Origin of the sequence: Agrobacterium sp. ST15.13.013, assembly GCF_027956525.1 — a bacterium.
Lineage (GTDB): Bacteria > Pseudomonadota > Alphaproteobacteria > Rhizobiales > Rhizobiaceae > Agrobacterium > Agrobacterium salinitolerans.
In genome coordinates this window covers 293,658-315,689 of record NZ_JAQKGP010000003.1, presented here as the reverse complement: position 1 = coordinate 315,689, position 22,032 = coordinate 293,658, and the positions used below count along the sequence as shown (strand labels likewise).

Genomic DNA, 22,032 nt, shown 5'->3' with positions numbered 1-22,032 from the left:
TAAATACCGGCGTGACGAACGAGTCAGCCTTGGCCCACGCACGACAAGAGCGCATGTGCGGAAACACATGCGCTCCACGCGCCCGGTTGTGGGAGGGGCGCATCATTTCATGCAATATTACATGCGGTCGACGGCGCCCTTGACAGCGTCTTTCGCCTTGCCAACGGAGGACTGAACCTTGCCCTTGGTTTCCTGGGCGGCACCCTTGGCACGCAATTCATCGTTGCCCGTGGCTTCGCCGACGCTCTTCTTCACCTTGCCAGCAACTTCATTGGCTTTACCGGCGATCTTATCAGATGTGCTACCCATATTACTTCTCCCTAGTTAGGCCGTACTTTCTGTTCGGCTTTTCGGGTGAGTAACGTGGGGGATCAGGATTTGGTTCCAGTAAAAAACTATCGAGAACAAAGTGGGCTCAGGCGTGCCCGGCATCCGTGGAAAGCATACGTGGATCGACGCCCATGAGCGCCAGCGCCCGTTCGTATTTATCGTCCAGGCCGCGGTCGAAGATCAGCTCTTCCGCAGCGGGGCAATTCAGCCAGCCATTATTGGCGATCTCGTTTTCCAGCTGGCCCGGCCCCCAGCCGGCATAACCGAGCATCATGGTCGCCTTTTGCGGGCCGCGGCCGTTGGAGATGGCACGGACGATATCGAGCGTCGCCGTCAGCGAAATATCATCGCTGACCGGAATGGACGATTCGCTTAAGTAATCGTCCGAATGCAGCACGAAACCCCGACCGGATTCGACCGGGCCGCCGCACTGGATCGGAAATTCGCGGGTGCGGTTGGGCAGCATGATGGCATCGTTGCTGTCAACCAGCTTCAGATGCAGCAGGATATCCGTGAAGGTGATCTGCTGCGGGCGATTGATGATGAAACCCATGGCGCCGGCATCCGAATGGGCGCAGATATAGATCACCGAACGGGCAAAATTGCCGTCCTCCAGTCCCGGCATCGCCATGAGGAACTGACCATCGAGAAAGCCACGTTCGCGTTTGTCCATCAGGGTAGAAAAGCTCACAGGTGCCTCCAGCAGACCGCATTTCGTCATTGAACGAAAAACGGTATTCGCACTTCGACAAGGGATAGGATGCGACATAGTATCCGATCAATCAACCGAAAATGATGAACCGCACGAATTCGTAACTGGTCCGGAGTGCCATGTTGGGTTAGACGGGAAGCATGAGCCTCAGCCTATTCTTTCGATTTTCACATCTTCGCATTGCGGCCGCATTCGCCGCCTTCCTCGGCGGCGCGCAAGCCGCCCGGGCCGAAATTACCGACTGGGCGCGAAGCGAGGGCGGCCAGATGCGCGTGGCAAGCCTTGCCATGGATGCGGACGGCGTGGTGCGCGGCGTGCTGCAAATCGAGCCGAAGGACGGCTGGATTACCTATTGGCGCGAACCGGGCGAAGCCGGCATACCGCCGCAGATCACGCCCGACCCGGCAAGCGGCGTCAGCTTGACAACGATGGCCTATCCTGTCCCGAAACTGATCGAAAACGGCGGTATCACCGATATCGGTTATGACCACGCGGTCAGCCTGCCCTTTCAGCTGAAGGCCACGGACCCGGCGGCGAGCGGAACGATCAACCTGACCGCCTTCATCGGCGTGTGTCAGAATATCTGTATTCCGTTCGAGGCGAAATTTTCAATCAACCGCGGCAATGCTTCTGCTGATGATGACAGCGAGGAACGTCGTCTTCTCGAAGAGGCACGCGAGACCCTGCCCGAAGCGGCCTCCGACGATTTTAAGGTCATTGATTTTCACATCACGCCCGACAAGACCATGCTCGGTGTGCAGCTGCAGCTCCCGGAAAATGCACCCAAGGAGACCGAGATTTTCATCGCCGGCCCTTCCGGTTTTGCCTATTACGAGCCGCAGAACCTAGTGCGCGACAAGCGCAAGCTCTCTTTCTACATGAACATAAAGGGCCTGCCGAAAACCTATCAGGTGCCGGGCAACAGCTGGCCAATCCTGGTCAAATCCGGCGACCGGGCAATGGAAACGATACTGAATTTTCCCAAGCCCTGAGCGGATGTCCGACAGTCGACATTTCAATTGAAAACCGCATGACAGATTTCATGTCCCTGCTCTATAGTCGCGCAAACCGAACGGCCACAGGAGCACGGACATGACGATCAAGATCGGCGATAAACTGCCTTCCGCAACCTTCAAGGAAAAGACGGCCGATGGCCCGGTGGAAACCACCACTGACGCGCTTTTTGGCGGCAAGAAGGTGGTACTCTTTGCCGTTCCCGGCGCTTTCACCCCCACCTGCTCGCTGAACCATCTGCCGGGTTATCTCGAAAACCGCGACGCCATTCTCTCCAAGGGCGTGGACGATATCGCCGTCGTCGCCGTCAATGACTGGCACGTCATGGGCGCCTGGGCGCAAGCGTCGGGCGGCCAGGGCAAGATCCACTTCCTCGCCGACTGGGACGCTTCCTTCACCAAGGCGCTCGGCCTCGATGCCGACCTTTCCGGCGGCGGTCTCGGCGTTCGCTCCAAGCGATATTCCATGCTCGTAGACGACGGCGTGGTGAAGTCGCTGAACGTCGAAGAAAACCCCGGCCAGGCGACTGTATCGGCCGCCGCTGCAATGATCGAGCAGCTTTAAGAAGCTTATTCTTAAATACACAAATTCATACATCAAATATTAAGCAGGCCCGCGAACTTATCTTTCGCGGGCCTTGACGAATCATGTGCCAATAATGAAAATTATACTTGGAAAAAAGCAAATATTTACATGTTGAATTTTAGTTAATAAGAATATTTTGCTTTTATTATATTCATATATCTGAACTGATGCGCATTATACTTACTTTAATATCCACCCGCATCACGTAGATAAAAATCTTCAGGGGTATTGATGCGACGGATTACAGCACCGGTGGCGCGGAGCAACCATGTCTGAGAAACGCCCCGGATCGGCCCCTTCTTTCAGCCGTAGACTTGGCGATCTGACCCGGAAAAATCGTTTTTCTGCACATCGACGCATATTTGCGCGCAAAAATCGCGGTCGCTTTGCTGCCCACTGGAGGGCATTTGCACAAAGTGGGGCTCGATCCTGTCCGACCAGCGAAATCGATCTTTCGCGATATCTTTCCGGTATGATCGCAATACTGATCGCAGCCGGATGGAGCCAGACGGCAAATGCCGGCGATCCCGAGGATTATCCCTATGTGCGCCGGCTGAGTGAAACTGGAAGTTTCACGGTCAGCGACATCAGCGCCAATGGGTCTATCGCGGTTGGATACTCCAGTACCAGCAGCGGACCACGCTCTTTCCGCTGGGATACCGCGAGCGGCGGCCTGTTCTATGTCAACGACATGATCGGGACAAGCCGAGGCCGCGCCGAGAAGGTGAATGCCGATGGTTCGGTCTTTATCGGCACCCTGAGCAGCGGCCAGGCTTTTCGCTGGAGCGCGTCAACGGGAGCGTGGAACCTCGGCGCACTCGGTGGGGACCGCCAATCCACCGCAAGGGACGTCAGTGACGATGGTTCCGTTGTTGTCGGCGGGTCGGGGGCAAACGAGACGCAGAAAGCGTTTCGCTGGTCGGCGGCGACAGGCGCCATGACCGCGCTCGACATGCCCCCTTATACGGTTTCATCCGTTGCCCATGCCGTCAATGCTGACGGTTCAGTCATCGTCGGCCAGTATTATACGGCGATCGGCACCCATGCTTTCCGCTGGACTGCGGCAACCGGCGTCGCACACGACATGGGAACCCTGCCTGGCTCATTCGACGCCCGTGCCGTCGCCGTCAGCGCCGATGGTTCTCTTGTCGCAGGAGAGTCGCGATTCGTCGTTGATACCCCTTTCGATGAATTGGAAGACAGGATGAGCGACGGCTATACCTCATCGTCTTTCCCATTTTCCCGGGACGATTTTTCGTTCGGAAGCGATATAATTTCCGTCGACGAATGGCGCGGCTTCCGCTGGAACGCAACCACCGGCGTCATGCAGCCCCTCGGCGCGATTGGCGGCCGCGGCGGTTCCAGCCCCTATGCCATGAACGCCGACGGCTCCGTCATCGTCGGCGCTTCGCAGGCCGGCAGCCGGCAGCGCGGCTTCCGCTGGACGGAGGCGACAGGCATGGTTTCCGTCGAGGACTGGCTGCGCGGCAACGGCGTCACCGTCGTTGCCGATTTCACCCACAATGCCACCGGCGTCAGTGCCGACGGCAATATCATTGTCGGCCAGACGAAAAACAACACGCCTTACATCGCCCGTATCGTGCTTGCGGACACCGGCACGATGGAACCGCGCACCAATCTGAGTGACGTGGATACGGTAACATCGACAGATTCAGGGAGTAGCGGCAGACAACCGCGGGGAATCAATCTCACCGGCGGGTCGGGCACCTCGACTACTCCTTCGACATCGTCCGGCGCCTCCTCTCCATCGTCTACGTCGTCTACGTCATCTACGTCACCTACGTCGTCAACGCCATCTACGCCATCTACGTCGTCAACGTCCGCCCAGCCCTCCGGCTCTTCCAATGCGTCCACATCTCCCACAACCGCGACATCTTTGGCAGCGCCAGCATCTACTGCATCTATTGCATCTGCTGCATCTGCTGCACCTTCTGCACCTTCTGCATCTTCTGTTTCCCCACCCGATTCCGCCGCCAAGACTGGCCATTCCGTCCTTCCCGCGCGTTCCGGTATCATCGATCTCGATCAATATGCCCGGACGCTGGCAGCCAGGCCGAATGCCGGTATTGGCCTCGACATTGCCAATACCGTTCTTGACGGTGCTCATGGCGCGCCGATGCGCAGTCTTCTGGAACCGGGCCGGCAATCTTTTTCCATCGTCAGCGATGTTGGGCACAACGACGGTCGCGACACGGCTGGCGGTTTCGGTGTTGCCGATATCGGCTATGGCATCGGGCTTGAAGGTGATGCAACCGCGCGCATCGCCTTCGGCGGCCTCTACGACCAGCGTGATATAAACACCGGCGGTGACTTCATTCACAGGGGCTTCTACATCGCACCCGAAATCAGCATGCCGCTCGCTGGCGGCCTCTACGCCACCGTTGGCGGCTATTATGCACCCGGCAGGATGTCGATCGAACGCGGCTACCTCAATGGCGGCGCGATGGATTATTCGCGGGGCGAAACCGATCTCAATGTCTGGGCGGCGAAACTACGCTTCGACTGGCTGGATGCGTTCTCAATCGGCGGATGGAAGCTGACGCCTTATGCAGGGGCGACCTATGCCAAAGCCGAGATGGGCGCCTATGCGGAAACCGGTGGCGCGTTCCCAGCGCTTTTTGATGCAAGCGGCGAGCAATCCACCATCATTCGCGCCGGTCTCGATGGGGTAACTGATCTCAGCGACTCAATCCGCATCATGGCACGCGCCGAGGCGGTCTATCGGCTGGAAAAGAAGACGGCAACGACCACGGGCGCCATTGACGGGCTGATGGGGTTTTCCTTTTCCGGACAAGATATCGACCGCTTCTGGTTACGCGGCGGCATTGGCGCGGAATTCGATGTGGCGGGCGGCACAGCGTAGCTGAACCTCAACGTCACCAGCGAGGGCGGCGATCCAGACCTGTGGGTTCGCACCGGTTGGAAAATCACTTTCTGACGGGCCGCTTGCCTTTAGACATTCATGTCGAACACCAGAAGCCCGGCAAGGCCTCCATCGGTCAGCGACACCAAACGTTCCCCCACTTCGAGATGCTGCGGATGGGCGAGATAGTCGTCGCGGGCCTCGGGGCTTTCCAGGGTGACGATAAAGCCATCGACGAAACCGCCATTCAAGCCTTCGGGCGAGACATTCTGGCCGTATTTCACATCGATGATGCCGGGTATCACATCCTTCAGGGCGGCAATCGCCTCGAATATCGCCTGTTTCTCAGAAGAGGCCGTTGCAGCCTTGAAGCGTAGAAATACACAATGCAGGATCATCCGGATTTCTCTCCTCCGTTTGGCGCTAACGGAGCGCCCCTTGACGACAAGATAGGTCGGGTTTCGGTTTTCACAACCCCCGAGAAAAGGGCCGCTGGCGCGGATTTACCCGGCCCGAAATAGAGCAGGCCTGCGTTACCGGCGTTTGAAGGGCTCCATGCCCTTTCGCGCCAACTCGTCGGCGCGCTCGTTTTCCGGGTGGCCGGCATGGCCCTTTACCCAATGCAGGGTGACCTTGTGACGTTCCTGCGCCGCCTCCAGCGCCTGCCATAGCTCGACATTCTTGACCGGCTTGTTATCGGCGGTTTTCCAGCCCTTTTTTTTCCAGCCGAAAATCCACTTGGTGATGCCATCTTTCACATAGGCACTGTCGGTATAAAGATCGACCTCGCAGGGGCTTTTCAGCGCATTGAGCGCCGAAATCGCCGCCATCAGCTCCATGCGGTTGTTGGTGGTTTCCGCCTCGCCGCCAGAGAGTTCCTTCTCTACCTCGCCGTAGCGCAGCACCGCACCCCAGCCGCCCGGACCGGGATTGCCGGAGCAGGCGCCATCGGTGAAAATATCGACGTGCTTCATTCGCCCGCCAGCCCATATTCGGCGACAGTGGCGATGGAACGGTGGAACCGCAGCTTGCGCAGATATTCCAGCGGGTCCTTCTTGACCACCAGCGCGCCCTCCGGCGTCGTCAGCCAGTCATAAAGGCGGGTGAGGAAGAAACGCAGCGCCGAACCGCGCGCCAGAAGCGGCAGCGCCTCCAGCTCTGCTTCGCTGAGCGGCCGCACCGACCGGTAACCTTCCAGCAACGCCTTGCCTTTGGTGACGTTGTAAGCGCCATCCTTTTCGAAGCACCAGGCGTTGAGGCAGATCGACACATCATAAGCGAGCAGGTCGTTGCAGGCGAAATAAAAGTCGATCAGGCCGGAGAGTTCGTCACCGAGGAAAAACACATTGTCCTGGAACAGATCCGCATGGATGACGCCAGCCGGCAAATCTTTCGGCCAATGGGCCGCGAGATAATCGATCTCAGGACGGATCTCATCCTTCAGGCCCTTCTCCACCTCGTCGGCGCGCGCTTCGGACTTGTCCCACAGCACCTTCCAGCCTTCGACGGAGAGCGCGTTCGGCCGCTTGATCTCGAACCCCTCGCCGGCCAGATGCATGGCGGCCAGCGCCTTGCCGACTTCGCGGCAATGTTTCGCTTCCGGCTTTCTCAGCCACATGCCCTCGAGAAAGGAGATGAGCGCCGCCGGCCGGCCCGACAATTCTCCCAGCAACTCGCCATCCTTGCGCGGCAGCGGCAGGGGGCAGGACAGGCCCTTGGCGGCCAGATGCTGCATGAGGCCAAGGAAGAAGGGCAAATCGGATTTCTCCACGCGCTTTTCATAAAGCGTGAGAATCAGCGGGTCCTTGGTGGTATGCAGCAGGAAATTGGAGTTTTCGACGCCTTCGGCAATGCCCTTATAGGAGGTGAGGCTGCCGACGTCATATTGCGTGAGGAAATTCCTCAGATCATCTTCGGTGATGTCCGTATAAACTGCCAATTTCAAATCTCTTGATGAAGGATGGAGTGGAAATCTCGAGAGGAGGTGACGCAGGAGAGACGGAAACCGCCCGCATTCCGCGCCATCCCGCTTCAGATACTGGCGGCGGTTTTCGGCGGCAGCGCATCATTGGCGTTGCCGTTCACGAAAGCCATGTCGTCCGTCGTCAGCTCGATGCTGCGCAGCTCGCGATTGACGAGGAAATGTTCCGTTTCCTCAACCGTCACGGCGAGATCGAGCGTCGTATCGAAGCGCGCCTTGAAGGCTTCGATGATCTCATCGACGATGACCTCCGGTGCGGATGCGCCGGCCGAAAGGCCGACGGTGCGGATATCGCCGATTTCATTCCAGTCGATTTCCGAAGCCCGCTGCACCAGCACGGAACGCTTGGCACCGGCCCGCAGCGCCACTTCCACAAGCCGCTTTGAATTGGAGGAATTGGGCGCGCCGACGACGATGAAGAGATCGCAGCCGGGGGCCGCCTGTTTCACCGCGTCCTGACGGTTGGTGGTTGCGTAACAGATGCTGTCGGCGGCGGGTGCCTGCATGGCCGGGAAACGTTCCTGCAGCCTGGCGATGACGCCGGCCGTGTCATCGACCGAAAGTGTCGTTTGGGTGACGAAGCCGAGATTTTCGCGGTCCAGTGGCTCGTAGCGGTCCGCATCTTCCACCGTCTCGATGAGCGAGACAGCGCCTTCGGGAAGCTGGCCCATGGTGCCGATGACCTCGGGGTGGCCGGCATGGCCGATCAGCACCACATGGCGGCCAAGTCGCTGGTGGCGCATGGCCTGCTTGTGGACCTTGGAGACCAGCGGGCATGTCGCATCGAGATAAAACAGGTTGCGCGCCTGCGCATCTTCCGGCACGGATTTCGGCACGCCATGGGCAGAGAAAACCACCGGCTGCTCGCGATGCTCGGCGGGAATTTCATGCAGTTCCTCGACGAAAACCGCGCCCTTGGCTTCCAGCCCTTCCACCACATAGCGGTTATGCACGATTTCGTGGCGAACATAGACCGGCGCGCCATAGGCCTTCAGGGCCAGCACGACGATCTGGATCGCCCGGTCCACGCCCGCGCAAAAGCCGCGCGGTCCGCACAGCCTTATCGTCAAAGGGGGTTTGGAAACGGCGATGTTCATTCCAGCTCCTTGGCCTGTTCCTTGGGCCGTACGTCATGGCCTTGCCCGACAAGCTGCCTTACCGGGCGGGCTGCGCTTTATTCACCCTGCGCCTTGCCGTTCCGGAAATAGGCAAAACCGGCGACGATGACAAGGGCCGCCGCCAACCCATACCACGTTATCGCATATTGCAGGTGATTGTTGGGCAAATCTATCAGCGTCACGCCGCCCTGCGGCCAACCGCCCGGATTAGGCGCGCTGTCAGCATCCACGAAGAGGTTGACCAGCCGCTCGGGCGGGATATCGGCGCTGGAGGCCATGGCCGCCAGATCCTTCCAATAGAAAATGTTCTTGGCGATATCGTTATCAGGCAGCATCGAGGACGGTTTTGCGACCAGCGGCGCGCGCGCAAGCCCGGTGATCGTCACCTCACCGGCAACCTGCCCGTCGGGCCGTTTTGACGGTTCCTTCATCTCAAAGGGCACGAAGCCGCGATTGACAAAGAGAATGCGGCCATCGGCAAGCGTCAGCGGCGTATAGATGTAATAGCCGGTTCGCCCCTGATGGGTGGCGAAGAAATGTCGCTCGCGGGCGTGATCGAAGGTGCCGGAAAGTCTGACCGTGCGGTATTCGATATCGCCGCCGCTTTTCGCGATCGCCTCTATGTCGGAGAGCGGCACCGGGCTCGCGCTCCGCCGCTCCTCGATATCGGCAATCAGCGCCTCTTTCCAGTAGAGACGCTTCACCTGCCACGTGCCGAGCCCGAGAAGAATGGCAAGCGCCAGCAGCACCAGCGGCGCAGCGAACCAGACCCGCCTTTCCGCCGCCTTCATGTGGGAAACGTCATTCACGATCAAGCCTGCCTTCGCTTGCATTGTTACGGTATTGCAGCGCGATCATGATGCCCTTGAGTTTGCGCAGCAGCACCAGGGAGACAATCACCGTAAACGGCAACCACAGCAGGATATGCACCCAAACGGGGGGCGAAAAACGCTGATCGAACCAGAGCGCCAGCCCAACGACCAGAAAACCGACGATCAGCATGACGAAAACCGCCGGGCCATCGCCCGCATCGGCAAAACCGTAATCCAGTCCGCAGGCGCTGCAGGCGGGTTTTAGGGTCAGAAAGCCATCGAACAGCCGGCCGTTTCCGCAACGCGGGCAGCAACCCTTCAAGCCCACCTTGATAGGGTCCACCGGCGCGAAGTTGCCGTTTGATGGTTCAGACATGATGACCTCCTGCGAAGCTGGCCAAAGCCCGAGGGTGACGTCGAGTCTCTTGGAAGCTTGCCTCAAAACCCGGGCACTTGTTTGTTGCTCGACGGCGCCTCGTATTTCTTCTCCCCGCCGGGGAGAAGGTGGCCCGAAGGGTCGGATGAGGGGGCTAGCTATCGGTCAATCTCTACCCTTGCCCCCCTCGTCCCGCTGCTGCGGACTTCTCCCCGGCGGGGAGAAGAAACAAGTGAGACCCGCTCGCTCGACAAGCCATGCCCTGCCTGGGTCGAGGCTCTATCCGATCCAATCAGCCGTGCAGCGGCGCGCCCCACCCACCCCAGATATAGATGGCGAAGAACAGGAACAGCCAGACGACGTCAACGAAGTGCCAGTACCAGGCAGCCGCTTCGAAGCCGAAATGCTGCTTGGGTGTGAAACCGCCGCCAATGGCGCGGAACAGGCAGACCAGCAGGAAAACCGTGCCGACAAAGACGTGGAAACCGTGGAAACCGGTGGCCATGAAGAAGGTCGCGCCATAGATCGAATTCTTGAAGTCGAACGGCGCGTGCATGTATTCATAAACCTGCACGGTGGAGAACAGGACGCCGAGCGCGACGGTGAGCAGCAGACCGCTGATCAGGCCCTTGCGGTCATTGTGCAGCAGGGCATGGTGCGCCCAGGTGACGCAGGTGCCCGACAAAAGCAGGATGACGGTATTGTAGAGCGGCAGGTGCCAGGGATCGATCACCTCGATGCCCTTGGGCGGCCATTGCCCTCCGGTATATTCGAGGCGCGACGCCTGAATGGCCTCGTGCGGGAAGAGGCTGGCATCGAAATAGGCCCAGAACCACGCCACGAAGAACATCACCTCCGAGGCGATGAACATGATCATGCCGTAACGCAGGTGAAGCGAGACGACGCGGGTGTGGCTGCCCTCATGGGCTTCCTTGATCGTGTCGGACCACCATGCGTACATGGTGTAAAGCACGATGACGAGGCCGATATAGAACAGCCAGGGATTGGCCAGTTCCGCGCCGAACAGCTTGAAAGAGCCGCCCGACAGGTAACGCATGTAACAGACGCCACCGAATGTCAGGATGAAGGCGCCGATCGAGGCCAGAAGCGGCCAGGGGCTTGGATCGATAATGTGGTAGTCGTGGTTCTTCTGATGCGTATCTGCCATTGCGACAATCCCCGAATGTCTCTTCCCTGATCCGGCCTCGGATAAAAGGCCAGATCTCCTCTCACAATTTACTTTCGCCAGATGAAGTCTTTACCGGCAAGGACGCAACCGGTTTTTCGGTTTTCGCCGGATAAAACGTATAGGACAGCGTTAAAGTATGAATGCTCTTGGTTTCGCGCGCCGTGGCGATGTCAGGATCGACGAAGAAAACCACCGGCATCTCCAGCGTTTCACCCGGCTGCAGCGTCGTTTCGGTGAAGCAGAAGCACTCCACCTTGTTGAAATAGGCGCCCGCTTCCATCGGTGTGACATTGAAGACGGCCGTGCCCGTGGTCGCCACGGATGAGCGGTTCGTCGCCTTGAACATGACCTGCACCGTTTCACCGATCTTCGGCGAGACCTTCCTGTCGATCGGCTGGAAATCCCAATTGAGGCCGTTCGAGGTGTTGGCGTCGAAGGTCACGTTGATGGTCTTGTCAAGGATGACGTCGGAATATTGCTCGACGCGCTGGGTGGTGCCGTTATAGCCGGTGACACGGCAAAACAGCGTATAAAGCGGCACGGCGGCATAGGCCATGCCGATCATGGCGCAGAAGAACACGAGACAAAGCACGAGGATAGAGCGATTGCTCACCTTCTGTCTGCCGGTTTCTGCTGTCTGCGCTTCCATATTCGCCATGTCCTCCTCCTCTCCCCTCAATCAGCGCATCAATGCGAGCCGATCTTGATGATGGTGATGATATAGAACAGCACCACCAGACCGGCGAGCAGGACGCCGAGAGCGATGTTGCGCCCGCGTCTCGATTTTTTCTGCGCCGTGCTTAGTTCCACCGTTTCCATCACAGGACTCCCGACATGGCGGCCTTCAGGGCCGGCGCGAAATGATCGGCCAGAAGGCCGGAAAAAATCGCAAAAAGGTAAAGCACCGAATAGGCGAACATCTTCTTGGCCGGCAGCATCTTCTCGTCGCCTTCAGGCATGCGACGGACATCGAGCGAACAGTAAATGAAGATGGCGCTCAGGACGGCGGCGAAAATGCCGTAGCCGGCGCTCGCCAGACCCGTGAAATAGGGGGCGACGGCCGCCGCCGCGGTCAGCACCGCATAAACGATCATCTGGTTCTTGGTGGAGCGTTCGCCGGCCACGTTCGGCATCATCGGAATACCGACGGCGCCGTAATCGCGCATCTTGAACAGCGCCAGCGCCCAGAAATGCGCCGGTGTCCACAGGAAGATGATGAGGAACAGGATGATGCTGTCCAGCGAAACGCCGCCGGTGACGCAGGCCCAGCCAAGCATGGGCGGGAAAGCGCCGGCGGCGCCGCCGATGACGATGTTCTGCGGCGTCGAGCGTTTCAGCCACATCGTATAGACGACGGCGTAAAAGAAGATGGTGAAGGCGAGCAGACCTGCCGAGAACCAGTTGACCGCAAGGCCGAGGATGACCACCGAAAAGGCCGAGAGCGTCAGTCCGAAGGCCAGCGCCTCGCGCGGCGCGATGCGGCCGGACGGGATCGGCCGTCTGGCGGTGCGGCTCATCACGGCATCGATATCGGCATCGTACCACATGTTGAGCGCGCCGGATGCACCGGCGCCAACGGCGATACAGAGAATGGCGATGATGCCGAGGATGGGATTGATTTCACCCGGCGCCAGCACGAGGCCGGCAAAGGCCGTGAAGACGACGAGCGACATGACGCGCGGCTTCAGCAATTCGAAATAATCGCGCGCGCCGGCTTCCGAAAGTTCGGAGCCCTTCACGCCCAGCATGTCGCGATTGTCGATAATGCTCATTTCCTGTCCTGTTTTCCTTCAGGTGCCGCCTGTCGCGACATCCCCTGCACCGGCCCGAAAAACGAATGTGATTTCCGGCATGCGCGATGCGTCAATTCATTGGCCCGAACGTCCCGGCATGGGCGATATCCGGAAGAACCGATACCATTCATTTGCCCGGCCTGTGACCGCGCCCATCCCGCCATTCGTCTGCGCTGCTCATACATAAAGGCCAGACTTGGCATTTATCACGTCCGGGCATGTATCATGTCGGACGATATGCTTCGCTTGGACAAAATGTCACGCGGCAGCGGGCATTGCCTGCCTAGAGCTTTTTCGCGTTTCTTCGAAACACGAAAACACTCCAACTCTTTGTTTCGAGGCATTTCCGGACGGAAAACCGGATTCCACTTTTCCTGGAAATGCTCCAAGGGAAACGGCGCTGGCCAAGGCCGCACCGTTCCTTGTTCTGAGCGTCCGGAATTCGCGAACCCTGCCCGCGCCTTCCGGCCCGCGCATCAGCGAATGCGCGGCAGCTGTTCCCACTGGTGGTAGGGCGGCGGCGAAGACAGCTGCCATTCGAGCGTCGTCGCACCTTCACCCCACGGGTTGTTACCGGCAATCCGCTTCTTGGCGAAGGCTTCCCAGACGCCGAAGAGGAAGATGCCCACGGCAACGGCCGAGATATAGGAACCGTAAGACGATACCATGTTCCAGCCGGCATAGGCATCGGGATAATCGATGTAGCGGCGCGGCATGCCGGCAAGACCGAGGAAGTGCTGCGGGAAGAAGATCAGGTTCACGCCGACGAACATGACCCAGAAATGCAGCTTTCCGACGAACTCGCTGTACATATAGCCGGTGATCTTCGGGAACCAGTAATACCAGCCGGCGAAGATCGCAAAGACGGCGCCGAGCGACAGAACGTAATGGAAATGCGCCACCACGTAATAGGTGTCGTGCAGCGAACGGTCGAGACCGGCATTGGCGAGCTGGACGCCGGTGACACCGCCGACCGTGAACAGGAAGATGAAGCCGATTGCCCACACCATCGGTGTCGAGAAGGTCAGCGAACCGCCCCACATCGTCGCGATCCACGAGAAGATCTTGATACCCGTCGGCACCGCGATCACCATGGTGGCGAAAACAAAGTAGCGCTGCGCTTCGAGCGAAAGGCCGACCGTGTACATGTGGTGGGCCCAGACGATGAAGCCGACGGCGCCGATGGCGACCATGGCGTAGGCCATGCCGAGATAACCGAAAACCGGCTTCTTGGAGAAGGTGGACACGATGTGGCTGATGATGCCGAAACCGGGCAGGATCAGGATGTACACTTCCGGGTGGCCGAAGAACCAGAACAGGTGCTGGTAGAGGATCGGGTCACCGCCGCCTTCCGGCGAGAAGAATGCCGTGCCGAAGTTACGGTCGGTCAGAAGCATGGTGATGCCACCCGCCAGAACTGGCAGGGACAGCAGCAGCAGAAATGCGGTGACCAGAACCGACCAGGCAAAAAGCGGCATCTTGTGCAGCGTCATGCCCGGCGCGCGCATGTTGAGGATCGTGGTGATGAAGTTGATCGCGCCGAGGATCGAGGATGCACCGGCGACGTGCAGCGAGAAGATCGCAAGATCGACCGCCGGCCCAGGCATGCCGCTCGTCGATAGCGGCGGATACATGGTCCAGCCGCCGCCCACGCCATAAGCACCCGCCGGGCCTTCGACGAAGAGCGACAGAAGCAGCAGGATGAAGGCGGGAACGATCAGCCAGAAGGAAATATTGTTGAGGCGCGGGAAAGCCATGTCAGGCGCGCCGATCATGATCGGGATCATCCAGTTGGCAAAACCGCCGATCATCGCGGGCATGACCATAAAGAAGATCATGATCAGCGCGTGCGCCGTGGTGAACACGTTGAACATGTGCTTGCCGCCGTCGATGGCAGCGTCGCCCTCGAAGCCGTAAACCATCGATGCCAGACCGTGGAAAATCTGGATGCCCGGCTCCTGCAGCTCCATGCGCATGACAACCGAAAGCCCGCCGCCGACGATGCCGGCGATGATCGCGAAGATCAGGTAAAGCGTGCCGATGTCCTTGTGGTTGGTCGACAGGAACCAGCGGGCGAAGAAGCCCGGTGTATGGGAATGATGCGCATCATGCGAATGATCGTCATGAGCGGAATGACCATGCGAGTGATGATCGTCGTGTGCGGAAGGTCCAGCCATTGTCGTCACTCCAGTCAGTTGGTTTCGTTGGCGGCAACGTCAACCGTGCGCGGAGCGCCATCGACGGAGGCCATCAGCGCCCGGTTCGCGCCGTTCAGATCGGAAGCGGCGGCGGCGTGCCAGGCATTGTACTGTTGTTCGGAAACCACCCGAATGGCGATCGGCATGAAGGCGTGGTCCTTGCCGCAAAGCTCGGAACATTGGCCGTAATAAAGGCCTTCCTTTTCCGGCTTGAACCAGGTTTCGTTGAGGCGGCCCGGAACAGCGTCGATCTTGACGCCGAAAGCGGGCATGGCGAAAGCGTGGATGACATCCGTCGGCGCCGCCGTCACCAGAAGGCGAACGGTCTTGCCGACGGGGACGACCATTTCGTTGTCAACCGCGAGAAGACGTGGATAGCGGGCCTTGTCTTCCTTGCCGGCAGCAGCGCGATCCTGATCCTTCAGCAGATAGCTGTCGAAGGAAAGCGGTTCGGCGCCTTCGGCTGCGGCATATTCATAGCTCCACAGCCATTGCGTGGCGGTCGCCTTCAGCGTCAGGTCAGGGTTTTCCGGCTGCGTCAGCTGCGCGTTCAAAAGATTGAACGAGGGGAAAGCGAGGAACAGGAGAATGAGCACCGGCGCCAGCGTCCAGACAACCTCAATCGCCGTGTTGTGGCTGGTCTTGGAAGCCACCGGATTTTTCGCGGCGCGGAATTTCAGGGCGACGACGATGAGCAGCGCGAGAACGAAAAGCGTAACCGGAACAATGAACCAGAGCGTATATTGTTCAAACCAGCGTATTTCGTGCATGATCGGCGTGGCGGCCTCCTGCATGCCCATTTGCCAATGCACCGGCTGATCGGCGCGGGCGCCGACAGCCGTGAGCAGACAGGTCATCCCCGCCAGTGCTGCGTAAATCCTATTCGTCACGGTACCCTCTCCCTCACGCGTCTGATCCAGATCAATCACAGACGCAGAATCCATGCTTATGGTACTAACTTAAAACCACAGTTTGCCCTCTGCCGCAATATGCGTCGGGACACGGATGCGCCCCAATTTTGCCATTGATCAATCCACGACCGACTTTCCCGCACCCTGTGTCCGAGCTGACCCACTGAGCGCGATTTCGAGCAGCCCAAATGCGACAAAGCCCCGTCTTCCAGCCGGTTTGAATGCCGGATAACGAATGACGCGCGGGACAAATCAGACGGCTATGAGCGCCAACAGGTCCTATTTCCGCCCAACTCCGCTGGAATTGAAACCCTGAGGCTTTTTTTTCCGGATTATGGCGTCAAAATAGCCGCACTGATTCGAATCCCAGAGGTATCCATGCGTCTTTCCCCGCTCGCGCGCACTTTTCTTGCCGCCGCCGGTCTTGCAATCATCGCTCCCGCTGCCGCGGCGCTGGCGCAACAGCAGCCGCCCGGCACGCCGAAGTCGACGCACGGAGCATGGTCGGTCATCTGCGACAAGCCGGCAGGCGCATCCGAAGAACAATGCGCGCTGATGCAGAACGTGATCGCCGACGACCGCCCGGAAGTGGGGCTTTCGGTGGTGGTGCTGAAGACGGCCGACCGCAAGTCGCGCATCCTGCGCATCCTCGCGCCGCTTGGCGTGCTTTTGAAGGATGGCATGGAGCTTTATATCGACAATAATAATATCGGCCGCGCCTATTTCACCCGCTGCTTCTCCGAAGGCTGCTATGTGGAAGTGGATATTGACGACGAGCTGCTGAAGGTTCTGCGCGCCGGCAAGAATGCGGTTTTCGCGCTGCGTGAAGCCGTGGATCAGGATCGCGTCGGTATTCCGATCGAGCTTTCCGGCTTTGCCGAGGGCTACGACGCGCTTCCTTAAAGCCCGCCATTGCCGGACAGCCTTGCGTCCGTCCGCTCTAGTGCCTAAATCGGTCACTGAACGATAATGACTGGAGCCTCCCATGACCGACGATCTTGTAAAACTCTTCGATTGCGACGAGACGCAATTGCGCAAGCTCGTCGGCGAGGCGCTCGCCGGCGCTGACGATGGCGAGCTCTTCATCGAACATGCCCAGGCCGAATCGCTGACATTCGACAATGGCCGGCTCAAGGGCGGCTCCTTCAATACCGACCAAGGTTTCGGCCTGCGCGCCGTTGCCGGGGAGACGGTGGGCTACGCCCATGCGGGCGAGCTTTCGCAAGGCGCGTTGAAGCGCGCTTCGGATGCGGTGGGCGCGGTGACCAAGGGTTATTCCGGCTCCTATGCCGCAGCACCCCAGCGCACCAACAAGAAGCTTTACGGCGACGAGAATCCGATCGGCAGCCCAAGCTTCGAGGAGAAGGTGAAGCTCCTCACCGATATCGACGCCTATCTGCGCGATAAGGATCCGAATGTCCGGCAGGTGACGGCGACGATTTCCGCAAGCTGGCAGGTGGTGGATATTCTGCGCGCCGACGGCCACCGTGTCAGCGACGTCAGGCCGATGACGCGCATCAACATTTCGGTGGTGGCGGGTGAAGGCGACCGGCAGGAAAGCGGCTCCTATGGCATCGGCGGCCGCGTCGGCTTTGGCGATTTCATCACCACGGAAAACTGGCAGCGCGGCGCGGATGAAGCGCTGCGCCAGGCGCTCGTCAACCTCACCGCCATCGATGCGCCGGCTGGCACCATGGATGTGGTGCTCGGCTCCGGCTGGCCGGGCGTCATGCTGCATGAGGCTGTGGGGCACGGTCTGGAAGGCGATTTCAACCGCAAGAAGACCTCTGCCTTCGCTGGTCTGATGGGCGAAATGGTCGCAGCACCCGGTGTCACCGTCGTCGATGACGGCACCATCGACAGCCGGCGTGGGTCGCTGACCATCGACGATGAAGGTACGCCTTCCGGCTATAACGTGCTGATCGAGAACGGCAGGCTGGTCGGTTACATGCAGGACCGGCAAAACGCTCGGCTGATGGGTGCGACGCCCACGGGTAATGGCCGTCGGCAGGGTTACGCCTATGTGCCGATGCCGCGCATGACAAATACTTACATGCTCTCGGGCGATAAAACGCCGGAAGAGATCATCGCCTCCGTCAAGAAGGGCATCTACGCCGTTTCCTTCGGTGGCGGCCAGGTGGATATCACCTCCGGCAAATTCGTGTTCGGCTGCACCGAGGCCTATCTCATTGAAAACGGGAAGATCGGCGCGCCGGTGAAGGGCGCGATGCTGATCGGCAACGGGCCGGATGCGATGAAGCGCGTCTCGATGATCGGTAACGATTCCAAGCTCGATACCGGCATCGGCAATTGCGGCAAGGCCGGACAATGGGTGCCTGTCGGCGTCGGTCAGCCGCATCTGCGCATGGATCAGATCACCGTCGGCGGTACCAAGGCCTAGTTCCGCGGCGCATGGTCGGTTGCGGGAAACATCGAACCTGCCGCGACAGTCCTCACCCATAGCGTCGCCATCCCAGCCCATGACCCCGCACATGGCTGCCATGATGAGGTTTCCTCTGGCGTGCGGCCGGGAAGACGTTAAGATCACCCCTTATGGCAGGCCCCTCCTCCCATCCCGGGCCTGCGCGGCAAAGGAGACCATGACCATCATACGAAATGCCCTCGTTCCTGAACTTGCCGTCAGCGACTGGCAGAAAAGCCGCGCTTTTTATTGTGACCTGATCGGTTTTCATGTGGTCTATGAGCGCCCCGAAGAGGGTTTCACCTATCTGGCGCTAGGCGACGCAGAACTGATGATCGACCAGATCGGCGCAACACGGACCTTCGTGGCGGGCAATGCCTCGCTCGATACGCCGTTTGGCCGCGGCATGAACCTGCAGCTCGCCGTTCCTTCCCTGCAACCCATTCTTTCCCGGCTGGAGCGATCCTCGATTGACCTCGTCATGCCGCTGGAGGAAAAATGGTACAGGCGCGGCACGGTCGAAGTAGGCAACCGGCAATTTATCGTCGCAGATCCCGATGGCTATCTGATCCGCCCGTTCGAAAGCCTTGGCGAGCGCCCCTTCCGGTTCGGCTGAGCGACCATGCTGCCTTTTCTGCCGCACGCCGTGGTTTTCGACATGGACGGATTGCTGATCGAAAGCGAGGCGCTCTATCGCGATTCGTTTCTGGCGGCCTCGGATGAAGGCGGCCATGGCATGAAGGTCGAGACCTATCAAAAGGTCTGCGGCAGCCCCTGGGATGTCATCACCGGCACCATCTTTGCCGATTATGGTGCCGATTTTCCGATGGCGACCTTCCGTGATGCCTGGCTCCGGCATCTCGGCCTGATGATGGCGGAGGGAGTGGCGCTGAAACCCGGCGTCATCGAAATCCTCGATCTTCTCGACCGGCTCGATATCCGCCGCGCCATCGCCACCTCGTCGCGGCACGATTCAGTGACGCGCCATCTCGGTCCTTACGATCTTCTCGGACGTTTCGACACCATCGTCGCACGCGGCGACTATACCGAGCCGAAGCCCGCGCCCATGCCCTATCTCACCGCAGCACGACGGCTTTCTCTCGATCCGGGCCGTTGCCTTGCGCTCGAGGATTCCTATTCCGGCGTCCGCTCGGCGACATCGGCGGGCATGATGACGATCATGGTGCCCGATGTCGCGCCACCGACTGAGGAAATGCGGGAAAGATGCATCGCCGTCGCAATCGACCTTCACGACGTGGCGGCCATGTTGGAAAAGCTGGAGCCTTCAGGGTTTTGACGGCGTAAAGCGCCACTTACGCTCGATCGCTCCTTCAATATCGAGACCGTTATAATGGGCCAGCAACAGCACATGGCCGAGGAGATCGGCGGTTTCGTCGGCCAGATCCCGCTTCATCTCCTCTTTGCTCCTGCCCTTAACGCGTGCCCGTCCCGTCAGCCGGTTCCAGGCCTGCGTCATCTCGCCAACCTCTTCCTGAAGCTTCAGCATGTACCAGTCCGGGTCGCGGAATATTCCGTTTTCAGCGGCATATTTTTGCGACGCCTCTTCAAACCGACGCATCATGTCAGCAAACATTTGTTCATCCTTTGTTCACGCGCCACAACTCTAATCATGATTCTCTGACCGCGTCGACCCGTCAGTGCGTCATGCAGCCCTAAACGGAAATTTCCGAGACATGCGCATGCAAGCGAGATAGAGAAAAGATATTCGAACAAACGTGCCATCGCCCATGCCCCATCTCGACTTCCTGTCGTCACTCGTCACCGCGCACAGCCCGGCGCTGCTCGCCATGTTTGCGGGTGCCGCCTTTCTTGCCGGCCTTGCGCGCGGATTTTCCGGCTTCGGTGCGGCACTCATCTTCGTTCCCCTGGCCAGCGCCATCGTCGGGCCGCGTATCGCTTCGGCGGTATTGCTGGTGGTGGACAGCGTGCTGACGCTCGGCATGATACCGCCCGCCTTTCGCATGGCGGACCGGCGCGAAGTCTTCACCATGGCGGCCGGCGCCTTTGTCGGCGTGCCCGTCGGCACAATGCTGCTTTCCAAGGGTGATCCACTGACGCTACGCTGGCTCATCTCGGGCGTGGTCGTGGTGCTGCTGGTATTTCTGGTGTCCGGCTGGCGTTACAGCGGCCGGCCAAAGACGCCGCTCACCCTTTTTACAGGGCTGCTGGCCGGGCTGTTTTCAGGGGCCGCGCAGCTGGGTGGCCCGCCCGTCGTCGCCTATTGGCTGGGCGGCGCTCTGAAAGGCGCTTTCGTGCGCGCCAATGTCATTCTTTATTTCGCGGTTTCAACGGTGTTTTCCATCGCCAGCTACTTTCTTGGCGGCCTGTTTACCGTCGATGTCTTCGTGTTTTTCCTGCTGGCCCTGCCCTTTTATGGGCTCGGTCTTTATGCCGGTGCGCGACTGCACGGGCTTGCCGATGAGGCGGCGTTCCGGCGCATCTGCTACGGCCTGATCGCGATTTCCGCCGTCATCGGCCTGCCGCTGTTTGACCAGTTGCTGAAATAGGCAGGCCGAGACGGCCTGCCCGGATGGCGTTACGGATACATACGGACCTTGGACCAGGCACCGTCAGGGGTGTCGCGGCGGAATTCGATGCGATCATGCAGGCGGAACTTGCGGTCGTGCCAGAATTCGATGCTGAGTGGCCGGATGCGGAAGCCGGACCAGTGGGATGGGCGCGGAATATCGCCAATCGCATATCTGGCGGTATATTCGGCTACCGCTTTTTCCAGCGCAAAACGTCCTTCCAGCGGCCGAGACTGCTTGGATGCCCAGGCGCCAATGCGGCTGCCGCGCGGGCGAGAGGCGTAATAGATATCCGCCTCCTCGTCGCTCACGATCTCCACCTCGCCGCGCAGACGCACCTGCCGCCGCAGGCTTTTCCAGTGGAAGCACATGGCCGCTTTTTTCTGGCCGAGGATCTCCTGACCCTTCTGGCTTTCGAAATTCGTATAGAAAACGAAACCGCGATCATCGACGCCTTTCAGAAGCACCATGCGCACGTTCGGCAGGCCATTTTCGTCCACGGTGGCGAGCGCCACCGCGTTCGGATCGTTGATTTCGGAAGCCGTCGCGTCCTTCAGCCATTCGGCAAAAAGTGTGAACGGTTCATTTTCTTCCGTGAAGTCACTGGATGTTAACCCCATTTCCGACATATTGAATAAAATGCTCCCGAGCTGATTTGGACGCCAGAGATGATCTCCGGTGAAAGATGGTGACCGTCATAGCAAAGTCGAACAGTCGAACAAAGAGCCTCCTTTCGTCGATAGCGGAAGTTTCCGCCGTCGTGTCAATGCTCGCGGTGCTGAGCGGCTGCGTCAGCCTCGACCTGTTCGGCGGAGACAAGGTTGACCGCTCGCTTTCCACGGCCTCCGTTCCCAACCAGCCGAACAATGCGCCGCAGACGGACGATGCGACGATCCGCAATGCGGTCACATCGGCCGACCTCGCCAAGCTCGCCGACCAGCCTCTGCCCTGGGCCAATGCCGCCACCGGCAGCGCCGGCGTCGTCACCGCCATTCACGAAGACAAGTCCAGCGGCTTCGTCTGCCGCAATTTCAGGACGACACGCCATTCCTTCGAGGGTGTGGCGAGCTATTCGGGACAGGCCTGCCTGTCGGAAACCGGCGAATGGCTGCTGACGCGCTTCGAGCAGAAATAATCTGTTTACCCTTAAATATGGAA

General features: G+C 59.5%; 25 protein-coding genes. 9 read left to right on the top strand and 16 right to left on the bottom strand.

Annotated features, from left to right (window positions below; translation table 11 throughout):
• Positions 1 to 117: 117 nt before the first annotated feature.
• Positions 118 to 309 (bottom strand): CsbD family protein, encoded by a 192-nt coding sequence (locus PL597_RS05180; protein WP_173988309.1) that lies wholly within the window; start codon positions 307 to 309, stop codon positions 118 to 120.
• A gap of 106 nt (positions 310 to 415) precedes the next feature.
• Positions 416 to 1,021, bottom strand: coding sequence for a YqgE/AlgH family protein (locus PL597_RS05175; RefSeq protein ID WP_077983033.1), 606 nt, complete (start codon positions 1,019 to 1,021; stop codon positions 416 to 418).
• A 161-nt stretch (positions 1,022 to 1,182) separates the two neighbouring features.
• On the opposite strand from PL597_RS05175, the gene PL597_RS05170 reads away from it, so the two are divergent.
• The 3 genes from PL597_RS05170 (at position 1,183) to PL597_RS05160 (ending at position 5,525) form a co-directional block, all read left to right on the top strand.
• Entirely contained in the window at positions 1,183 to 2,034 is an 852-nt protein-coding gene (locus PL597_RS05170; RefSeq protein WP_269835335.1) for a protein-disulfide reductase DsbD domain-containing protein, read from the top strand.
• Positions 2,035 to 2,134: 100 nt separating this feature from the next.
• Positions 2,135 to 2,620, top strand: a complete 486-nt coding sequence (locus tag PL597_RS05165; RefSeq protein ID WP_077982802.1) for a peroxiredoxin — start codon at positions 2,135 to 2,137, stop codon at positions 2,618 to 2,620.
• A 493-nt stretch (positions 2,621 to 3,113) separates the two neighbouring features.
• A complete protein-coding gene (locus PL597_RS05160; RefSeq protein WP_271364700.1) occupies positions 3,114 to 5,525 on the top strand; it encodes an autotransporter domain-containing protein in 2,412 nt (803 codons plus the stop codon).
• Positions 5,526 to 5,614: 89 nt separating this feature from the next.
• Here the strand turns inward: PL597_RS05160 and PL597_RS05155 are convergent, their stop codons facing one another.
• From PL597_RS05155 to coxB, 12 genes are all read right to left on the bottom strand, one after another.
• Positions 5,615 to 5,923, bottom strand: a complete 309-nt coding sequence (locus tag PL597_RS05155) for a Dabb family protein (protein WP_077982804.1) — start codon at positions 5,921 to 5,923, stop codon at positions 5,615 to 5,617.
• 135 nt (positions 5,924 to 6,058) lie between these two features.
• Positions 6,059 to 6,499 carry a ribonuclease HI gene (gene rnhA, locus PL597_RS05150; RefSeq protein WP_060723001.1) on the bottom strand — a complete coding sequence of 147 codons (441 nt, stop codon included), beginning with the start codon at positions 6,497 to 6,499 and terminating at the stop codon, positions 6,059 to 6,061.
• Complete coding sequence (locus tag PL597_RS05145; protein WP_173988304.1) at positions 6,496 to 7,464, bottom strand: homoserine kinase; 969 nt, start codon at positions 7,462 to 7,464, stop codon at positions 6,496 to 6,498. The genes rnhA and PL597_RS05145 overlap by 4 nt, the downstream gene beginning before the upstream one ends.
• 92 nt (positions 7,465 to 7,556) lie before the next feature.
• On the bottom strand, positions 7,557 to 8,603 hold the full coding sequence (gene ispH / locus PL597_RS05140) for a 4-hydroxy-3-methylbut-2-enyl diphosphate reductase (RefSeq protein ID WP_077982806.1): 1,047 nt from the start codon (positions 8,601 to 8,603) through the stop codon (positions 7,557 to 7,559).
• A gap of 77 nt (positions 8,604 to 8,680) precedes the next feature.
• Positions 8,681 to 9,415: an SURF1 family protein gene (locus tag PL597_RS05135; protein WP_137410965.1), complete on the bottom strand. Its 735-nt coding sequence runs from the start codon at positions 9,413 to 9,415 to the stop codon at positions 8,681 to 8,683.
• Between the two features lie 10 nt (positions 9,416 to 9,425).
• Positions 9,426 to 9,812, bottom strand: coding sequence for a DUF983 domain-containing protein (locus PL597_RS05130; protein ID WP_077982807.1), 387 nt, complete (start codon positions 9,810 to 9,812; stop codon positions 9,426 to 9,428).
• A gap of 292 nt (positions 9,813 to 10,104) precedes the next feature.
• Positions 10,105 to 10,980: a cytochrome c oxidase subunit 3 gene (locus tag PL597_RS05125; RefSeq protein ID WP_077982808.1), complete on the bottom strand. Its 876-nt coding sequence runs from the start codon at positions 10,978 to 10,980 to the stop codon at positions 10,105 to 10,107.
• Between the two features lie 61 nt (positions 10,981 to 11,041).
• The gene (locus tag PL597_RS05120) at positions 11,042 to 11,659 is read right to left on the bottom strand and encodes a cytochrome c oxidase assembly protein (RefSeq protein ID WP_137409883.1); all 618 of its coding nucleotides are present in this window, start codon (positions 11,657 to 11,659) and stop codon (positions 11,042 to 11,044) included.
• 29 nt (positions 11,660 to 11,688) lie between these two features.
• A complete protein-coding gene (locus PL597_RS05115) occupies positions 11,689 to 11,820 on the bottom strand; it encodes a hypothetical protein (RefSeq protein WP_077982810.1) in 132 nt (43 codons plus the stop codon).
• Complete coding sequence (locus tag PL597_RS05110) at positions 11,820 to 12,773, bottom strand: heme o synthase (protein WP_077982811.1); 954 nt, start codon at positions 12,771 to 12,773, stop codon at positions 11,820 to 11,822. The genes PL597_RS05115 and PL597_RS05110 overlap by 1 nt, the downstream gene beginning before the upstream one ends.
• A 497-nt stretch (positions 12,774 to 13,270) precedes the next feature.
• Entirely contained in the window at positions 13,271 to 14,971 is a 1,701-nt protein-coding gene (gene ctaD / locus PL597_RS05105; protein ID WP_269823260.1) for a cytochrome c oxidase subunit I, read from the bottom strand.
• A 14-nt stretch (positions 14,972 to 14,985) separates the two neighbouring features.
• Positions 14,986 to 15,849 (bottom strand): cytochrome c oxidase subunit II, encoded by an 864-nt coding sequence (coxB, locus tag PL597_RS05100; protein ID WP_416171984.1) that lies wholly within the window; start codon positions 15,847 to 15,849, stop codon positions 14,986 to 14,988.
• Positions 15,850 to 16,281: 432 nt separating this feature from the next.
• On the opposite strand from coxB, the gene PL597_RS05095 reads away from it, so the two are divergent.
• The 4 genes from PL597_RS05095 (at position 16,282) to PL597_RS05080 (ending at position 19,622) form a co-directional block, all read left to right on the top strand.
• A complete protein-coding gene (locus tag PL597_RS05095) occupies positions 16,282 to 16,806 on the top strand; it encodes an invasion associated locus B family protein (RefSeq protein WP_003521101.1) in 525 nt (174 codons plus the stop codon).
• 82 nt (positions 16,807 to 16,888) lie between these two features.
• Entirely contained in the window at positions 16,889 to 18,304 is a 1,416-nt protein-coding gene (gene tldD / locus PL597_RS05090) for a metalloprotease TldD (RefSeq protein ID WP_077982814.1), read from the top strand.
• Positions 18,305 to 18,503: 199 nt separating this feature from the next.
• Positions 18,504 to 18,941, top strand: coding sequence for a bleomycin resistance protein (locus PL597_RS05085; RefSeq protein WP_077982815.1), 438 nt, complete (start codon positions 18,504 to 18,506; stop codon positions 18,939 to 18,941).
• A 6-nt stretch (positions 18,942 to 18,947) separates the two neighbouring features.
• Positions 18,948 to 19,622: an HAD family hydrolase gene (locus tag PL597_RS05080; RefSeq protein ID WP_142914137.1), complete on the top strand. Its 675-nt coding sequence runs from the start codon at positions 18,948 to 18,950 to the stop codon at positions 19,620 to 19,622.
• Here PL597_RS05080 and PL597_RS05075 read toward each other — a convergent pair.
• On the bottom strand, positions 19,611 to 19,919 hold the full coding sequence (locus tag PL597_RS05075; RefSeq protein ID WP_077982817.1) for a MazG nucleotide pyrophosphohydrolase domain-containing protein: 309 nt from the start codon (positions 19,917 to 19,919) through the stop codon (positions 19,611 to 19,613). The two genes, PL597_RS05080 and PL597_RS05075, sit on opposite strands and share 12 nt — an antisense overlap.
• A gap of 154 nt (positions 19,920 to 20,073) precedes the next feature.
• On the opposite strand from PL597_RS05075, the gene PL597_RS05070 reads away from it, so the two are divergent.
• Positions 20,074 to 20,853, top strand: coding sequence for a sulfite exporter TauE/SafE family protein (locus PL597_RS05070; protein ID WP_271364699.1), 780 nt, complete (start codon positions 20,074 to 20,076; stop codon positions 20,851 to 20,853).
• A gap of 29 nt (positions 20,854 to 20,882) precedes the next feature.
• Here PL597_RS05070 and pdxH read toward each other — a convergent pair whose 3' ends face one another.
• A complete protein-coding gene (pdxH, locus tag PL597_RS05065; protein WP_271364698.1) occupies positions 20,883 to 21,503 on the bottom strand; it encodes a pyridoxamine 5'-phosphate oxidase in 621 nt (206 codons plus the stop codon).
• 56 nt (positions 21,504 to 21,559) lie between these two features.
• On the opposite strand from pdxH, the gene PL597_RS05060 reads away from it, so the two are divergent.
• On the top strand, positions 21,560 to 22,009 hold the full coding sequence (locus PL597_RS05060; RefSeq protein WP_077982819.1) for an RT0821/Lpp0805 family surface protein: 450 nt from the start codon (positions 21,560 to 21,562) through the stop codon (positions 22,007 to 22,009).
• Positions 22,010 to 22,032: the final 23 nt, after the last annotated feature.

What these genes read in the sequence shown, in the direction of transcription:
- PL597_RS05075 (WP_077982817.1), bottom strand. Translation starts at nt 19,919, where the DNA reads ATGTTTGCTGACATGATGCGTCGGTTTGAAGAGGCGTCGCAAAAATAT.
- PL597_RS05095 (WP_003521101.1), top strand. Translation starts at nt 16,282, where the DNA reads ATGCGTCTTTCCCCGCTCGCGCGCACTTTTCTTGCCGCCGCCGGTCTT.
- PL597_RS05070 (WP_271364699.1), top strand. Translation starts at nt 20,074, where the DNA reads ATGCCCCATCTCGACTTCCTGTCGTCACTCGTCACCGCGCACAGCCCG.
- PL597_RS05170 (WP_269835335.1), top strand. Translation starts at nt 1,183, where the DNA reads ATGAGCCTCAGCCTATTCTTTCGATTTTCACATCTTCGCATTGCGGCC.
- PL597_RS05120 (WP_137409883.1), bottom strand. Translation starts at nt 11,659, where the DNA reads ATGGCGAATATGGAAGCGCAGACAGCAGAAACCGGCAGACAGAAGGTG.
- pdxH (WP_271364698.1), bottom strand. Translation starts at nt 21,503, where the DNA reads ATGTCGGAAATGGGGTTAACATCCAGTGACTTCACGGAAGAAAATGAA.
- ctaD (WP_269823260.1), bottom strand. Translation starts at nt 14,971, where the DNA reads ATGGCTGGACCTTCCGCACACGACGATCATCACTCGCATGGTCATTCC.
- PL597_RS05115 (WP_077982810.1), bottom strand. Translation starts at nt 11,820, where the DNA reads ATGGAAACGGTGGAACTAAGCACGGCGCAGAAAAAATCGAGACGCGGG.
- coxB (WP_416171984.1), bottom strand. Translation starts at nt 15,849, where the DNA reads ATGACCTGTCTGCTCACGGCTGTCGGCGCCCGCGCCGATCAGCCGGTG.
- PL597_RS05060 (WP_077982819.1), top strand. Translation starts at nt 21,560, where the DNA reads ATGGTGACCGTCATAGCAAAGTCGAACAGTCGAACAAAGAGCCTCCTT.
- PL597_RS05180 (WP_173988309.1), bottom strand. Translation starts at nt 309, where the DNA reads ATGGGTAGCACATCTGATAAGATCGCCGGTAAAGCCAATGAAGTTGCT.
- PL597_RS05160 (WP_271364700.1), top strand. Translation starts at nt 3,114, where the DNA reads ATGATCGCAATACTGATCGCAGCCGGATGGAGCCAGACGGCAAATGCC.
- PL597_RS05110 (WP_077982811.1), bottom strand. Translation starts at nt 12,773, where the DNA reads ATGAGCATTATCGACAATCGCGACATGCTGGGCGTGAAGGGCTCCGAA.
- PL597_RS05130 (WP_077982807.1), bottom strand. Translation starts at nt 9,812, where the DNA reads ATGTCTGAACCATCAAACGGCAACTTCGCGCCGGTGGACCCTATCAAG.
- tldD (WP_077982814.1), top strand. Translation starts at nt 16,889, where the DNA reads ATGACCGACGATCTTGTAAAACTCTTCGATTGCGACGAGACGCAATTG.
- PL597_RS05125 (WP_077982808.1), bottom strand. Translation starts at nt 10,980, where the DNA reads ATGGCAGATACGCATCAGAAGAACCACGACTACCACATTATCGATCCA.
- PL597_RS05135 (WP_137410965.1), bottom strand. Translation starts at nt 9,415, where the DNA reads ATGAAGGCGGCGGAAAGGCGGGTCTGGTTCGCTGCGCCGCTGGTGCTG.
- PL597_RS05165 (WP_077982802.1), top strand. Translation starts at nt 2,135, where the DNA reads ATGACGATCAAGATCGGCGATAAACTGCCTTCCGCAACCTTCAAGGAA.
- ispH (WP_077982806.1), bottom strand. Translation starts at nt 8,603, where the DNA reads ATGAACATCGCCGTTTCCAAACCCCCTTTGACGATAAGGCTGTGCGGA.
- PL597_RS05155 (WP_077982804.1), bottom strand. Translation starts at nt 5,923, where the DNA reads ATGATCCTGCATTGTGTATTTCTACGCTTCAAGGCTGCAACGGCCTCT.
- rnhA (WP_060723001.1), bottom strand. Translation starts at nt 6,499, where the DNA reads ATGAAGCACGTCGATATTTTCACCGATGGCGCCTGCTCCGGCAATCCC.
- PL597_RS05080 (WP_142914137.1), top strand. Translation starts at nt 18,948, where the DNA reads ATGCTGCCTTTTCTGCCGCACGCCGTGGTTTTCGACATGGACGGATTG.
- PL597_RS05085 (WP_077982815.1), top strand. Translation starts at nt 18,504, where the DNA reads ATGACCATCATACGAAATGCCCTCGTTCCTGAACTTGCCGTCAGCGAC.